Origin of the sequence: Peteryoungia rhizophila (assembly GCF_004912145.1) — a bacterium.
Lineage (GTDB): Bacteria > Pseudomonadota > Alphaproteobacteria > Rhizobiales > Rhizobiaceae > Allorhizobium > Allorhizobium rhizophilum.
Window position 1 is genome coordinate 159,596 of the sequence record NZ_STGT01000005.1, and the last position, 13,364, is coordinate 172,959.

17 protein-coding genes are annotated in these 13,364 nt (G+C 62.4%); 9 read left to right on the plus strand and 8 right to left on the minus strand.

All coding sequences use genetic code 11. From position 1 onward, the window contains the following. Window positions 1-224: 224 nt before the first annotated feature. Window positions 225-596 carry a hypothetical protein gene (locus E9677_RS19795; RefSeq protein ID WP_136559787.1) on the plus strand — a complete coding sequence of 124 codons (372 nt, stop codon included), beginning with the start codon at window positions 225-227 and terminating at the stop codon, window positions 594-596. Here E9677_RS19795 and E9677_RS19800 read toward each other — a convergent pair. From E9677_RS19800 to tsaD, 5 genes are read right to left on the minus strand one after another with little or no spacing between them, the layout of a single operon-like run. Continuing rightward, window positions 593-1,237, minus strand: coding sequence for a class I SAM-dependent methyltransferase (locus E9677_RS19800; protein WP_136559788.1), 645 nt, complete (start codon window positions 1,235-1,237; stop codon window positions 593-595). The genes E9677_RS19795 and E9677_RS19800 overlap by 4 nt on opposite strands. Window positions 1,238-1,244: 7 nt before the next feature. Further along, window positions 1,245-1,676, minus strand: coding sequence for an EVE domain-containing protein (locus tag E9677_RS19805; protein WP_136559789.1), 432 nt, complete (start codon window positions 1,674-1,676; stop codon window positions 1,245-1,247). A gap of 5 nt (window positions 1,677-1,681) precedes the next feature. Next, on the minus strand, window positions 1,682-1,975 hold the full coding sequence (locus E9677_RS19810; protein WP_136559790.1) for a YciI-like protein: 294 nt from the start codon (window positions 1,973-1,975) through the stop codon (window positions 1,682-1,684). A 32-nt stretch (window positions 1,976-2,007) separates the two neighbouring features. Further along, a complete protein-coding gene (locus E9677_RS19815; RefSeq protein WP_136559791.1) occupies window positions 2,008-2,997 on the minus strand; it encodes an NAD(P)H-dependent glycerol-3-phosphate dehydrogenase in 990 nt (329 codons plus the stop codon). Beyond that, entirely contained in the window at window positions 2,994-4,088 is a 1,095-nt protein-coding gene (gene tsaD / locus E9677_RS19820) for a tRNA (adenosine(37)-N6)-threonylcarbamoyltransferase complex transferase subunit TsaD (RefSeq protein WP_136559792.1), read from the minus strand. The genes E9677_RS19815 and tsaD overlap by 4 nt, the downstream gene beginning before the upstream one ends. 73 nt (window positions 4,089-4,161) lie before the next feature. On the opposite strand from tsaD, the gene hemC reads away from it, so the two are divergent. The 6 genes from hemC to E9677_RS19850 all read left to right on the plus strand — a co-directional run bounded on the left by hemC (window position 4,162) and on the right by E9677_RS19850 (window position 10,043). Next, window positions 4,162-5,091: a hydroxymethylbilane synthase gene (hemC, locus tag E9677_RS19825; protein WP_136559793.1), complete on the plus strand. Its 930-nt coding sequence runs from the start codon at window positions 4,162-4,164 to the stop codon at window positions 5,089-5,091. A 3-nt stretch (window positions 5,092-5,094) separates the two neighbouring features. After that, window positions 5,095-5,814, plus strand: a complete 720-nt coding sequence (locus E9677_RS19830; protein WP_136559794.1) for a uroporphyrinogen-III synthase — start codon at window positions 5,095-5,097, stop codon at window positions 5,812-5,814. 138 nt (window positions 5,815-5,952) lie between these two features. Beyond that, window positions 5,953-7,176, plus strand: coding sequence for a mitofilin family membrane protein (locus E9677_RS19835; RefSeq protein WP_328591183.1), 1,224 nt, complete (start codon window positions 5,953-5,955; stop codon window positions 7,174-7,176). A 3-nt stretch (window positions 7,177-7,179) separates the two neighbouring features. Further along, entirely contained in the window at window positions 7,180-8,829 is a 1,650-nt protein-coding gene (locus E9677_RS19840) for a heme biosynthesis protein HemY (protein WP_136559796.1), read from the plus strand. A 10-nt stretch (window positions 8,830-8,839) separates the two neighbouring features. Further along, window positions 8,840-9,319 carry a tellurite resistance TerB family protein gene (locus tag E9677_RS19845; RefSeq protein WP_136559797.1) on the plus strand — a complete coding sequence of 160 codons (480 nt, stop codon included), beginning with the start codon at window positions 8,840-8,842 and terminating at the stop codon, window positions 9,317-9,319. Beyond that, on the plus strand, window positions 9,309-10,043 hold the full coding sequence (locus tag E9677_RS19850; RefSeq protein ID WP_136559798.1) for a glutamine amidotransferase: 735 nt from the start codon (window positions 9,309-9,311) through the stop codon (window positions 10,041-10,043). Before E9677_RS19845 ends, E9677_RS19850 begins: the two co-directional genes overlap by 11 nt. On the opposite strand, the gene E9677_RS19855 is transcribed toward E9677_RS19850, so the two are convergent. Further along, on the minus strand, window positions 10,028-11,275 hold the full coding sequence (locus E9677_RS19855) for an MFS transporter (RefSeq protein WP_136559799.1): 1,248 nt from the start codon (window positions 11,273-11,275) through the stop codon (window positions 10,028-10,030). The genes E9677_RS19850 and E9677_RS19855 overlap by 16 nt on opposite strands. A 124-nt stretch (window positions 11,276-11,399) precedes the next feature. On the opposite strand from E9677_RS19855, the gene E9677_RS19860 reads away from it, so the two are divergent. Beyond that, complete coding sequence (locus tag E9677_RS19860) at window positions 11,400-11,690, plus strand: YggT family protein (RefSeq protein WP_136559800.1); 291 nt, start codon at window positions 11,400-11,402, stop codon at window positions 11,688-11,690. After that, window positions 11,687-12,001, plus strand: a complete 315-nt coding sequence (locus E9677_RS19865; protein ID WP_136559801.1) for a DUF167 domain-containing protein — start codon at window positions 11,687-11,689, stop codon at window positions 11,999-12,001. The genes E9677_RS19860 and E9677_RS19865 overlap by 4 nt, the downstream gene beginning before the upstream one ends. A gap of 2 nt (window positions 12,002-12,003) precedes the next feature. Here E9677_RS19865 and ppa read toward each other — a convergent pair whose 3' ends face one another. Together ppa and E9677_RS19875 are read right to left on the minus strand one after the other, a co-directional pair. Further along, window positions 12,004-12,540 (minus strand): inorganic diphosphatase, encoded by a 537-nt coding sequence (gene ppa / locus E9677_RS19870; protein ID WP_136559802.1) that lies wholly within the window; start codon window positions 12,538-12,540, stop codon window positions 12,004-12,006. 176 nt (window positions 12,541-12,716) lie between these two features. Continuing rightward, window positions 12,717-13,223 (minus strand): GNAT family N-acetyltransferase, encoded by a 507-nt coding sequence (locus E9677_RS19875; protein WP_136559803.1) that lies wholly within the window; start codon window positions 13,221-13,223, stop codon window positions 12,717-12,719. Window positions 13,224-13,364: the final 141 nt, after the last annotated feature.

Consider the following 13,364-nt stretch of genomic DNA (forward strand, 5'->3'; position numbering starts at 1 on the left):
CGTTCGTGGTGCATTGCATCAGGGCGACGTTTAATCCTCGAACTCCCGGACGACAAGCACATTCGCTTGACGAATTCAATTTAATCGATTCGCGTGAATAGACCTTTAGCGTCTCGCGCAACGATTACCTCCGATACGAAAAAAGCATGGAAGTGGATGACTTTAGCAACCACTTGCGGCATGTTGCGTTAACGATTTGTTAACCGCGTTCCGGAGGTCGCCCCATGCTAAAGTATCGTCTCGCCCTCGCGGCTTTGGCCATCGTCCTCGGCTCTCCCATCGGGATCTCCGAGGCCGGAGAACGATATGGCCGGCATCACGGGCATCATCATGGCCACGATCACGGACGGCGCGAACCGATCATCGGCAGCAATGGCCTCCCCTCCGTCATCCCCGGCATCGGCACCTTTGCGGGAAGCATCTCGGGTCGGCGGGTCAAGGGTAACGGCGTGTTTTTCGCCATCGACCGGGCACCGGGACCGAAAGTCGTGACCTATCAGGCACCAAAGGCGAAAATCATTGAAATTTCAGCGGAAGAACCGGACGAGGCCTGCTCCTTCGAAGCTGGTGTCTGCGTCATCCGCCCGAAAAACTAGAGAAATCGCCAGACCGTCGTCTTCTTGACATCGCTGTCTTCCAGCACGCGCGTAACCGGCACCTCATAGGTCGCGAGCGCCTCCAGATGCTCCGTGGGGCGATAGCTGCGGCCTGGATCGCCGACAAGGACGAGACACCCGTTCTTGGCCATGACGCCGAACCAGGCGACGAGAGCTCGGGCGAAATCGCTGTCGTAGAACACGTCACCGGCGAGTATCACGTCGACATCGACTGACCGGCCGATCAGGTCTTCGCCGGTGAACGAGACGCTGACCGTGTTAAGAGCGGCATTCAGCCGCACCGCCGTTTTCGCCCAGGGATCGATATCGGCGGCCAGAACTTCCTCCGCGCCCGCAAGAGCCGCGGCGATCGCGACGAGCCCCGAACCACTGGCGAAGTCCAGCACGCGCTTTCCGCGAACGATCTCCGGATGATCCAGCACGTAACGCGCGAGCCCCTGCCCTCCTGCCCAGGCAAAGGCCCAGAACGGCGGCGGCAATCCGATCGCCTCGAGATCCTCTTCGGTCTTCAGCCAGAGATCATGCACTTCGCTCGCCAGATGAAGCCGGATTTCCGGCACATGCGGCGGCGAGAGCACACTCGTGTTTTGACGGATGAAGCGATCGGGATCTGTGTTCACGAGGAGATCAGACCGGCGGGTTGTCGAGACCGCCCATGCGGCAGACTTCGAAATATTCCTCCTCGGTCACCGGCTGGACCGAGAGCCGCATCGAGGTGACGAGCGCCATATTCGAGAGCTTCTCGTTCGCCTTGACGTCCTTGAGGCTGACGGGCTTCGGCATGTCGCAGACGGCGCGGATGTCGACGCAGTCCCAGCGGGCGTCCCCCTCGGCGGTCGAATCCGGATGCGAGAGCGCGCAGACTTCGACGATCCCGACGACTTCGAGCCCCTCGTTCGAGTGGTAGAAGAAACCCTTGTCGCCGATCTTCATCGCCCGCATGTTGTTGCGCGCGAGGTAGTTGCGCACGCCGGTCCATTCCTCGCCGGCCTCGCCCTTGGCCTTCTGCATTTCCCAGGACCATTTGAAGGGTTCGGATTTGTAGAGCCAGAATGCCATTGTCTTTACGCCTCGGGATTGTTGAAGACCCAGTTATACGGCTTGATCTCGACAGTCTCGAACAGCCCGGCCTTGGCATAGGGGTCCTGTGCGGCGAGTGCCTTCGCACCTTCAATATCGTCGGCCGCGATCAGCAGCATCGAGCCGCATGGCTTGCCGTCGGCATCAAGGAAAGGCCCCGCAATCTTGAGCTGGCCGGCGGCATTGAGCCCGTTCAGCCACTCGACATGCGGCGGACGTGTGTCCATCCGAAGGTTCAGGTGGCCGGGCTTGTCGGCGCAGATGACGGCAAACAGCATCTTGTCTCTCCTTGGGGTCTCTAAGTGGGGGCCTACTCGGTGGTGATCGGTCGCGACATCAGTTGGGTAATCGCGGTGGGGATATCCAGGCTGCCATCGATGATGGCGGCAACGGCCTGCGTGATCGGCATCTCGATCTGGTGACTTTCGGCGAGGCGAGCGGCAACGGCAGCGGCAAAGGCGCCCTCGACCAGCGCGCCATGCTGGGCGGCGATCGGCTCGCCCTGGCCGAGCGCGATGCCGAAGCGCAGATTGCGCGACTGATGGCTGGTTGCCGTCAGAACGAGGTCACCGAGGCCAGACAGGCCCCGGACCGTATCGCCTCGCCCACCCATCGCATCAACGAGCCTCGACATTTCCGCGAGACCACGGGCGATCAGGGCAGCCCGTGCCGAATCGCCGAGCCCCATGCCCTCGACAATGCCGCAAGCGATCGCCAGCACGTTTTTCAAAGCGCCGCCGAGCTGGACGCCGATCCGGTCATCGGATGCATAGAGGCGGAAAGTCTGGCCGGAAATCGCCTTGGCAAGCTGTTCGGCGAGCGAAAGCTCCTTTGCGGCGATCGCCATGGCCGTGGGCAGGCCCTTGGCGATATCAGCTGCGAAACCGGGCCCGGACAGCATGGCGACCGGATGGCCAGGCAATGCCGCTTCTAGAACCTCCGTCAGGAGCCGGGAAGTCTGCCTCTCGATGCCCTTGGCACAGATGACGACAGGCACACAGGGCTTCAAATATGGTCCATAGGTTTCGGCCGCGGCCACCTGCGCCTGGGACGGCATGGCAAAGAGCACGATATCCGCACCCTCGAGATCCTTCGCCCGGGCGGAAAAGACAAGCGCATCAGGCAGCCGGATCCCCGGCAATGCACCCTCGTGGACCCGAATTGCAGCGAGATCCGCGATCACGGACGCGTCTCGTCCGATCAGCACGGCTTGCGCCCTGCCCGTCTGAGCCACCACGGCGGCGAGCGCCGTCCCGAATGCACCGGCACCGATCACGGCGATGTGCTGGCTATCGCTCATGCCTTGGCCCCGCGCTTTCCATAGGCGAGCAAGGCCTTGGCGCCCTGGTCAAGGGGCCAGCGCGACCGGGGTGCAACGGTCAGATCATCCGCGGGCATGCCAAGCGCCATGCGCTCAAGTCCAGCCCAGGCGATCATCACGGCATTGTCGGTGCACAGGTGATGCGGCGGCGCCACGAAGCGGAAGTGGTGCTCGGCGCAGAGCGTATCGAGCGTCTGGCGTACTTCCTTGTTGGCGGCGACGCCACCGGCCACGACCAGCGCAGGTTCGGCGACATCCGGAAACGTCTCCTTGAAGCGCTGGAGACCACGGCCGATGCGATCCCTGAGCGTGCGCGAAATGGCATGCTGGAAGGAAGCGCAAATATCGGCGATATCCTGCTCGGTGACCGGCGCGATCCCCTCTGCTGCCTGGCGCACCGCGGTCTTCAGGCCCGAGAAGGAAAAATCCAGCCGCGCCTCGCCGACGAGCGGCCGGGGAAAGGCGAAACGCTTCGGGTCTCCCTTGGCAGCCGCGCGCTCGACGGCGGGACCGCCGGGATAGGGCAGACCGAGCAGCTTGGCGGTCTTGTCGAAGGCTTCGCCCAGCGCATCGTCGATCGTCGTGCCCCAGCGCTCGTATTTGCCGACGCCCTTGACCAGTACGAGCTGGGTGTGGCCGCCGGAGACCAGCAGCATGAGATAGGGAAAAGGCACGCCATCCGTCAGCCGCGCCGTCAGCGCATGACCCTCGAGATGGTTGACGGCATAGAGCGGCTTGTCCGTCGCGCGCGCGATCGCCTTTCCGGTCATAAGGCCGACCAGCAAGCCACCGATCAGGCCGGGGCCGGAGGTGGCGGCAATGGCATCAACCTCGGCAAGCGTGATCCCGGCTCGGGTCAGTGCCTCCTCGATCAGCGTGTCCAGCGCATCGACATGGGCGCGGGCGGCAATCTCCGGCACCACGCCGCCATAGGCGCTGTGCTCGTCGAGCTGGCTCAAGACGACATCAGCCTCGGTGACGGCAGACCCGTCGGGAAGCCGCGTGACGACGGCCGCCGCCGTCTCGTCACAGCTCGTTTCGATGCCGAGGATACGCAGTTTGGATGTCATGGAACCTGTTCATTGATTGCGGTCGCCGAGAAACCGGTCTACGAAATCTGTCGGTAACAACGGACAAGTTCGGATGCAAACAAAACCTTTTCGCATCGGCACGCGGGGCAGCCCGCTCGCTCTCGCCCAGGCTTCCGAGACACGCGCTCGCCTCATGGTGGCGCATGACCTGCCGGAAGACATGTTCGAGATCGTGGTGCTCTCCACCAAGGGCGACCGGATCACTGACCGTGCGCTATCCGAGATCGGCGGCAAGGGCCTGTTCACCGAGGAACTCGAAGAGCAACTCCTCGCGGGTGACCTCGATTTCGCCGTGCACTCTTCCAAGGACATGCCGACCAAGCTGCCAGAGGGCCTCTTCCTTTCCGCCTTCCTGCCCCGCGAGGACGTTCGCGACGCGGTCGTCGGACGCACGGCACCAACGCTGAAAGACCTCCCGCACGGCGCGACCGTCGGCTCGTCTTCACTGCGTCGCCAGGCCCTCATCCGCCGCATCCGCCCTGACATCAACGTCATCACCTTCCGCGGCCTGGTCGATACGCGCCTGCGCAAACTCGCCGAAGGTGAAGTGGATGCGACACTGCTCGCCTATGCCGGCCTGCGCCGTCTCGGCAAGCCCGAGATCCCGACCGAACTGCTTGACCCCAGCGAGTTTCCGCCGGCACCGGCACAGGGCGCGATCTGCATCGAGAGCAGGATTGGCGATGCGAGGGTCAACGACCTGCTCGAGGCCATCAATCACCACGACACTTTTGACGCCGTCAGCTGCGAACGCGCCTTCCTCGGCGCCCTCGACGGTTCGTGCCGGACCCCGATCGCGGGCCTTGCAACGGTGGAGGGCGACGCGATCCGCTTTGCCGGCATGATCCTCACCCCCGACGGCAGCCGCTGGCACGATGTGGAGATCGAAGGAAGCAGGACGGAAGCCGCAGTGCTCGGCGCCAGGGCCGGCGGTACGGTTCGAACCAAGGCCGGCAGCGACTTCTTCGACAGCTGGAATTAGGCCATGCGCGTTCTGGTAACGCGCCCCGAGCCGGCATCGGCCAGAACCGCCGCCGAGCTCGAGCGCCGTGGCCATGTACCGGTCCTGCTGCCGCTGATGCAGGCGGTCCATCGGCCTGAAGCATTGATGCGGGCGCCCCGACCCGGCACGCCCGCGCTCGCCGTGACCAGTGCAGAGGCGATGCGCGCGCTGCAGACACTTCCGGAAGAAGCCAGAGAGGCCTTTCTCGCCCTGCCGCTCTTTGCGGTCGGCCACGCCACTGCGCGGGCGGCGCGCGAAGCGGGATTCGGCAACGTTTCGGTCGCCGATGGCGACGGTAGGTCCCTGGCGAAATTACTCATTGTGAAAACCGGACAGGCTTCGGCCTCACCGATCCTGTACCTCACCGGCACGCCACGCTCCCAGGACTTCGAAGCAGCGCTGGCCGATACGGCCCACTCCCTCGACATACGGGAATGTTATCACATGCACCCGGTCGCCCATGAAGGTGAGGAGATCATCCGGCAGCTCACGCCAATGCCGGACGCGATTCTGGTCTATTCGTCAGAGACGGCAAGGCGTCTCGGCGAGATCCACGCGAAGATGCATGGGTCTCTAGACTGGCAGAAGACACGTTTTCTTTGTCTAAGCCAGAAGATCGCAAACGCCCTTCCTGCAAAATTTCATCGCATGAGCCAATGGCCGATGGAACCTAGCGAGGATCTGCTCCTTCTTCTGCTGTGATGCAGTGCCGCGTGAAATGGAACCTCAGGCCTTTCCTTCGCCACGAGGACTGACTAGGTTTAAGGGCACGCACGAAATGAAGAGGTTGCCATGGTTTCCGGAAAGCCACCCCGTCGATCGAAAGCCCCGGATCAACCGGTGACGATCGACCTGACTGCCAAGGAAACCGAAACGCTCGACGATGCCGGCGCATCTGAAACGCGGAAGTCGGAACCCCCTGCTTCGTCACCCGTGACGGACGAGATGGTGACGAGCTCGTCAGACACGAGCGAGTCTTTGGCAGACACACCCTCCGATCCGTGGACCCCAAAGGCAGACGCGGTGGAAACGCCACCCCTGACCGAAGAGCCTCCACAGGCGCTCGACGACACGACAGCCGCAGAGGCGCCAGCATCCGCACAACCGCCCCTCCAGTCACCTGCCACTTCGACGCTGGTGGCATCCGGCATAGTCGGTGGTCTCGTGGCACTCGCGCTGGCTGGCAGCATGCAATATGCAGGTATCGTGCCGGGTCTGGGTCCGGAGCAGACCGTTGAGGCTCCTGCAGTCGACACGGCGGAAATCGAGACTCTCAAGGCAGAAGTCGCCCGACTTGCGGCACAGCCCGCGCCAGCCGCGACCGATCCGGCCATCGCCGAGCGCCTCGCAGCACTGGAGGCGAGTGTCGCCGAGACTGGTTCCGCACCAACCGCAGACGCGGCAGCTGTCGAAGCCTTGAAGACACAGCTCGTCGCCGCGGAACAGGCGATCGAATCCTTGCGCAGCGAGATCGTCAGCAACAAGCAGGCGCTGGACCAGAGTGCCTCGCGCCTGACGGAGGCAGAGCGCAAGCTGGAAGAGCCGCGCAGCGACGTCGAAATGGCCCGCGCCATTGCCCTTGCCGGATTGAAGACAGCCATCGATCGCGGCGGCCCCTTCCTGTCTGAGCTCGACGCCCTGAAGAGCGTTTCACCCGAAGATCCGGCTGTCGCGTCCTTGACGCCTCTGGCCAGCGTCGGCATCCCTTCCCGGTCGCATCTTGCGCGAGAATTCGGCCAGGTCGCGGATGACATTCTCGCAGCGATCAACCAGCCGACTGCCGGCGAAGGATGGACGGACCGTCTCCTGTCGAGCGCCCGCTCTCTCGTCAAGGTCCGCCCCGTCGGCAATGTCGAGGGCGACACACCGGAAGCGATCGTCGCGCGCGTCGAAAACAAGCTCCAGAACGGTGACCTCAAGGGTGCTGCGCTCGAATGGGATTTGCTGCCCGGTGACGGCAAGCAGGCATCATCCGACTTCGCGACCAAGCTGAAGAACAGGATCGAGGCCGAGGAGAGCGTTTCCGCTGCCCTTTCCCAGACCGTGGCCGGAAACGGGGGCTGACGCATGACAACCATCTTCAAGATCCTCTTCTTCTTCGGCTTCATCCTCGCGCTTGGTTTCGGCTTTTCCTGGGTCGCCGATCGCCCGGGGGACATCTGGCTCGAATGGGAGGGCCAGCGCTATCAGACGGATCTCATCGTCGCTGTGACCGCACTGGTGGCGACCGTTGCTGCCGTCATGCTGTCGTGGTGGCTGCTCCGCACGCTGTGGACCTCGCCGCATTCGGTCCGCCGCTTTTTCCGCGCGCGCAAGAGAGACCGCGGATATCAGGCGCTCTCGACTGGCCTCATCGCGGCCGGCGCCGGCAATGCCCTCCTCGCGCGCCGAATGAGCGCCCGTGCCCGCAGCCTCATTCGCGCCGACCAGGAACCGCTGATCCGGGTATTGGACGCCCAGGCAGCGCTGATCGAGGGACGCCACGACGAGGCGCGCCGCCTCTTCCAGGAAATGTCGGAGGATCCGGAAACGCGCGAACTCGGCCTGCGCGGCCTCTATGTCGAGGCCAATCGCCTCGGCGCTCACGAGGCGGCGCGGCAATATGCCGAGACCGCGGCCGAAGCCGCCCCCTACCTTCCCTGGGCGGCCAAGGCGACCCTGGAATATCGCTGCCGCGCCGGCCATTGGGATGACGCGATCCGCCTGCTCGACCAGCAGAAGATTGCCCATGTTCTGGAGCGTCACGAGGCCGACCGCCTGAAAGCTGTACTCTTGACGGCCAAGGCCGAGGATCAGCTGGAAGCCGAGCCGACGGCGGCCCGCGACAGCGCCCTGAAGGCACTCAAACTCGCCAAGGATCTGGTCCCGGCGGCGATCGTCGCCGCCAAGGCCTATGTCCGCGAGGACAATTTGCGCAAGGCATCCAGCACGCTCGAACAGATCTGGAAGATTGAGCCGCATCCGGAGGTTGCCCGCGCCTATGTCCGCGCCCGCCTTGGCGACAGCGCAGTTGATAGACTGAAGAAGGCCGACAAGCTGGAGGCCTTGAAACCCAACAATTACGAATCTCTGCTCGCCGTCGCGGAAGCGGCGCTCGACGCGCAGGACTTCAAGAAGGCCCGAGCCAAGGCCGAGGCCGCAGCGCGTATGGCCTCCCGCGAGCGGGTCTATCTCCTGCTCGCCGATATCGAGGAAGCCGAGACAGGCGATCAGGGTCGCATCCGCCACTGGATGGGCCAGGCGCTCAAAGCACCGCGCGATCCAGCCTGGGTGGCCGACGGTCATGTCTCCGAGCGCTGGATGCCCATTTCACCGGTTACCGGCCGCCTTGACGCCTTTGAGTGGAAGACGCCGTTCGACCAGTTGGCTGGACCGATCGAGGAAGGCACCCTTTCCGAAGGGGAAAGAGCGCTTGCAGCACTTCCTCCGGTAGCCAGGACCGAAATGCCATCGCAGCCCGAGCCGACGATCGAGGCCCCGAAGCCCAAGGTGGTCGAAGCCGACAGCCTCGTCATCGAGGCCGACGCCCCGGTAAAGCCGAGCAAGGAGACCAAGCCTGCCAAACCGGACACACCTGTGATGGCAACGAAGGAGAGCGCGCCCGCCGCGGACTCTGTCGTCGTCGAGCCCTTTTTCGGACGCCCTCCCGACGATCCTGGCGTAAAGGACCCGGCGCTCGCCTCGTCTGAATCCAAGACCCGCCTGAAACTTTTCTGACAGGATCCGCATGCTCGATCGCTTGCAAGCTTTCTTCCAAACCGTGATGCAAGACCGCCCGAAGGCGGTCTTCGCGCCCGATGATCCCCGCATAGCCGTGGCGGCTCTCTGTCTCCAGGTCATGGAGGCAGACGGTATCGTACGGGATGCCGAGAGGGAAAAGCTGCGCGAGATCTTGAAAGATCAATACGGACTCGACGGAGCCAATCTCGATGCATTGATCGCAGCGGGACAGGACGCGGAGAACCAGGCGGTCGACTACTATCGTTTCACCACGGAATTGAAGCGGCAGCTGGACGAAGAACAGCGCCAGCAGCTTGTCGGTCTGCTCTGGGACATCGTCTATGCCGATGGCACTCGGAGCGAAATGGAAGACCATGCCATCTGGCGCGTTGCCGATCTGCTCGGCGTCTCCGGTCGCGAACGGATCGTCCAGCGACAGGAGGCCGCGGAACGCGCAGGCCTCGGAGTCATCGACGATGCCACCTGACGAACGATCGCATCCCCGCGATCGCAAGCAACCCGTGCTGATCGTCCTGCATCAGGAACGCTCCAGCCCCGGTCGCGTCGGACAAATGCTCGAAGAAAAGGGCTACCTGCTCGACATTCGCCGGCCGGTGCTCGGGCAGGAATTGCCAAAGACCCTGGCAGACCATGCCGGTGCCGTCGTCTTCGGCGGCCCGATGAGCGCCAATGACCCGGAAGATTACATCCGCACCGAGATCAACTGGCTCGACGTGCCGCTGAGGGAAAACAAGCCGTTCCTCGGCATCTGCCTCGGTGCCCAGATGCTGGTCCGCCACCTCGGCGGCAAGGTCGAGGCCGACCTGCAAGAGCGCACCGAGATCGGCTGGTATCCGATCAATCCGACCGAACATGGCCGACTGCTCATGCACTGGCCGAAGATGGTCTATCACTTCCACCGCGAAGGCTTCAGCCTGCCGCATGGCGCCAAGCTGCTGGCGACCGGAGACATCTATCCGAACCAGGCTTTTCGCTATGGTGAGAACGCCTGGGCCGTGCAGTTCCATGCAGAACTCACCCGCGCCATGATGCACCGCTGGGTCGTCCATGGTGCCCATCGTTTCGTGCTCCCGAATGCCCAGCAGGGCCGAGAGCATCTGGAAGGCCGGATGATCTTCGACGCGCCGCTGCGGGCCTGGCTCTCCGACTTCCTCGACCTGATCTTCAAGCGCGATCAGCGCGCCTCCTGACGCTCCGGCGCCTCGAGGTTGTCGATCTTACGCAATTGCGGGAAGCCGAGCGCCCAGACGGCAGCGACCGCAAGCGTCCCAAAGCCACCGAGCACGACTGCTGGGACCGGTCCGATGAAATGCGCCATGGTGCCGGCGCGGAACTCTCCGAGTTCGTTCGATGCCCCGACGAAGACCATATTGACGGCATTGACGCGGCCGCGAACTTCGTCCGGCGTCCAGAGCGCAATCAGCGTCTCTCGCACATAGACCGACGCCATGTCGGCGGCTCCCATCAGCATCAGCGCGAAGATCGAGATCCAGGCGCTTTCGGAAAACCCGAATAGGATCGTCCCGACACCAAAGAGTGCCACGCCGATGAACATGAAGGTCCCGGCATTGTGGCGGATCGGAAAGGTCGCCAGTGCGATCGCAACGATGATGGCGCCAATGCCAGGGGCGGCACGCAGCAGGCCGAGGCCCCAGGGGCCGAGATCGAGAATGTCCCGCGCAAAGACCGGCATCAAGGCAACCGCACCCCCGAGAAGAACGGCGAATAGATCGAGCGAAATCGCCCCAAGAACCACCTTCTCACCAAAGATAAAGCGGAAGCCGGCAAACAGAGTGTCGAGGCTGACCGCTTTTTCGGACTTCCGCTGCGGCGGACGCTTGACCAGGAAGACCAGCACGGCGGACGCGGCAAAGAAAGCGAAGGAGATGGAATAGGCCATCACCGGGCTGACGCCATAAAGAAGGCCGCCAGCCACCGGCCCGACGATCGACGCCGTCTGCCATGACGACGAATTCCAGGCGACAGCGTTCGACAGATCCTTCTGCGGCACGAGATTGGGGGCTAGGGACTGCACCGCGGGCGCCGCGAAGGCCCGTTCGATACCAAAGATCACGAGGATGACAAAGACGATCGTCGGTTCGAAAGCATCCGCGATCGTAAGCCCCAGGAGCGCGGCAGCGCAGATCGAACTCGCGATCATGCAAATCGACACGATCGCCCGGCGATTGTAGCGATCGGCAACGGAACCGGTCACCAGAATCAGCAGAAGCGACGGCAGGAACTGCACCAGCCCGATCAGACCGAGGTAGAAGACATTGCCTGTCTGATCATACATCTGCCAGCCAACAGAGACGCTCAGGATCTGCGTGGCGAAGGCGCCGAGGAAGCGGGCGAAGAAGAAGCGGGTGTAGGAGGAATGCCGAAATGCCGCGAAACGATCATCGGCCGGGGACGGGTGCATCGAATTGACCTTGAGCTGCGGACGGGCCCGCCGTTAAACATGATTCGTGTTGCGTGGGCCCCATCCACTTGTCCGTTAAGTCGCCAATGTCTACATCTCTGTCAACCGAGAAATGGAGACCTGAATGTACGCACTGTTTCAGACGATCGACCTTGCCCTGAGTATCTTTACCTGGATTCTGATCGGCAGTGCGATCTTCTCCTGGCTCTACGCCTTCAACGTGATCAACTCCAGCAATCGATTCGTCGCGACGCTTGGGCAGTTCCTCCACAACGTCACCGAACCTGTCCTCCGCCCGATCCGGCGTTTCATGCCCGATCTTGGTGGCATTGATATCTCGCCGATCGTGGTTCTGCTGATCATCTTCTTCCTGCGCTCTTTCCTCTGGAACAGCGTCTATCCGCTGGTGGCGTGACCAACCCCTATCGATCGCGCGAAGATCACATCCTGCTTGCCGTACGGTTGACACCGAACGGCGGGCGCGATGCGTTTGACGGCGTGGATGTCAACGGCGACGGGCATACACATCTGAAAGCACGGGTCACTGCCGTTCCGGAAAAAGGGAAAGCCAACAAGGCGCTGATTTCCCTGCTCTCGAAGGCACTCAAGGTTCCGAAGACCGCGATCACCGTCGTCTCCGGCGACACCGCCAGACAAAAAATCCTCCGGATCGATGGCGACCCGGAGGACTTGAAATTCAAGATAGATACGCTGGCGTCGGCCTGAGCTTACTTGCCTTCGTCCTTAGCGCGCTGGATCGACTCCAGGATGATCTGCTTGGCGAAGTCGACATCCATCCAGTCGCCGATCTTAACCCACTTACCGGGCTCCAGATCCTTGTAATGCTCGAAGAAGTGCTGGATCTGCTTCAGCGTGATTTCCGGAAGATCCGTGTAATTGGTGATCTTGTCGTAGCGACGCGTCAGCTTCGGCACCGGAACGGCAAGTATCTTCTCGTCCATACCGCCATCGTCTTCCATCATCATCACGCCGATCGGGCGGACATTGATGACGCAACCCGGCACCAGCGGGCGCGTGTTGCAGATCAGAACGTCGAGCGGATCGCCATCCTTGCAAAGCGTGTGCGGCACGAAACCGTAATTGCCCGGATAGGTCATTGGGGTGTAGAGGAAGCGGTCGACGACCAGCGTGCCGGCGTCCTTGTCCATTTCATACTTGATCGGCTGGCCGCCGACAGGAACTTCGACGATGACGTTGATGTCTTCCGGCGGGTTCTTGCCGATGGCAATTGCATCAATACGCATATTATTGGACCCCGTAGAGTGTTGAATTCCTGCGCTACCTAATGCGAATAATGGCGCAATGCAACACGGCTTTCGACGGAGTTCTATGCCAGAAGCGGGCACGCCGCGGACATCCTCAGTGGCTTAATCGACAACCCGGTCGCACGGACAGGGCCTATCAGGGCAAGATCTGCCGTTCAGTTCCAAATGAATCCGAGCTTCTTCAGATGCACGTCGTCGAAATCTTCCATGCCTTCGACGGCGTCGACGCCACCATTCGACCGGAAGAAATTGGCGGCAATCTCGCTGTCTTCGAGGCACCACACAACCATGCCGTTGCAGCCGAGCGATTTCAGCGTGCGCCGCGCCTCGTGGAACAGCTGATAGCCGAGACCTATGCCCTGATATTCCGGCCGCAGATAAAGTTCGTAGATCTCGCCTTCATGCGGCAGAGCACGGGCCCTGTTGTATCCGAGAGAGGCGTAGCCAGCGACCGTCCCGGCCACCTCTGCCACCAGTATCGTGGCCGGACCACGCGCCGCCTTGCGCCACCAGCTTTCGCCGCGGCGTTCGATCATCCGGGTCAAGGCACGATAAGGAATGATGCCGGAATAGGCGTGTGTCCAGGCACTGCGATGAGCATCCGCGACCGCTGCGGCATCACCGGGACCTGCCAAGCGCATGTCGATCGACAACGTCTTCATAACGTAAACCCACCCTGACGCGCCCAGCACTGGAGCGCGGAGCCTGAACCTGCATCGGTCCCACGGTGAAAATTTAACGCTTTTTTAACTCTACCCGCAAGGCAGGAGGAACAAGTTCAACAAACAAAACCCCGGCCTTGC

Coding starts and splice junctions, on each gene's coding strand:
- E9677_RS19795 (WP_136559787.1), top strand. CDS start 225: ATGCTAAAGTATCGTCTCGCCCTCGCGGCTTTGGCCATCGTCCTCGGC.
- E9677_RS19805 (WP_136559789.1), bottom strand. CDS start 1,676: ATGGCATTCTGGCTCTACAAATCCGAACCCTTCAAATGGTCCTGGGAA.
- E9677_RS19810 (WP_136559790.1), bottom strand. CDS start 1,975: ATGCTGTTTGCCGTCATCTGCGCCGACAAGCCCGGCCACCTGAACCTT.
- E9677_RS19815 (WP_136559791.1), bottom strand. CDS start 2,997: ATGAGCGATAGCCAGCACATCGCCGTGATCGGTGCCGGTGCATTCGGG.
- tsaD (WP_136559792.1), bottom strand. CDS start 4,088: ATGACATCCAAACTGCGTATCCTCGGCATCGAAACGAGCTGTGACGAG.
- hemC (WP_136559793.1), top strand. CDS start 4,162: ATGCAAACAAAACCTTTTCGCATCGGCACGCGGGGCAGCCCGCTCGCT.
- E9677_RS19830 (WP_136559794.1), top strand. CDS start 5,095: ATGCGCGTTCTGGTAACGCGCCCCGAGCCGGCATCGGCCAGAACCGCC.
- E9677_RS19840 (WP_136559796.1), top strand. CDS start 7,180: ATGACAACCATCTTCAAGATCCTCTTCTTCTTCGGCTTCATCCTCGCG.
- E9677_RS19845 (WP_136559797.1), top strand. CDS start 8,840: ATGCTCGATCGCTTGCAAGCTTTCTTCCAAACCGTGATGCAAGACCGC.
- E9677_RS19850 (WP_136559798.1), top strand. CDS start 9,309: ATGCCACCTGACGAACGATCGCATCCCCGCGATCGCAAGCAACCCGTG.
- E9677_RS19855 (WP_136559799.1), bottom strand. CDS start 11,275: ATGCACCCGTCCCCGGCCGATGATCGTTTCGCGGCATTTCGGCATTCC.
- E9677_RS19860 (WP_136559800.1), top strand. CDS start 11,400: ATGTACGCACTGTTTCAGACGATCGACCTTGCCCTGAGTATCTTTACC.
- ppa (WP_136559802.1), bottom strand. CDS start 12,540: ATGCGTATTGATGCAATTGCCATCGGCAAGAACCCGCCGGAAGACATC.
- E9677_RS19875 (WP_136559803.1), bottom strand. CDS start 13,223: ATGAAGACGTTGTCGATCGACATGCGCTTGGCAGGTCCCGGTGATGCC.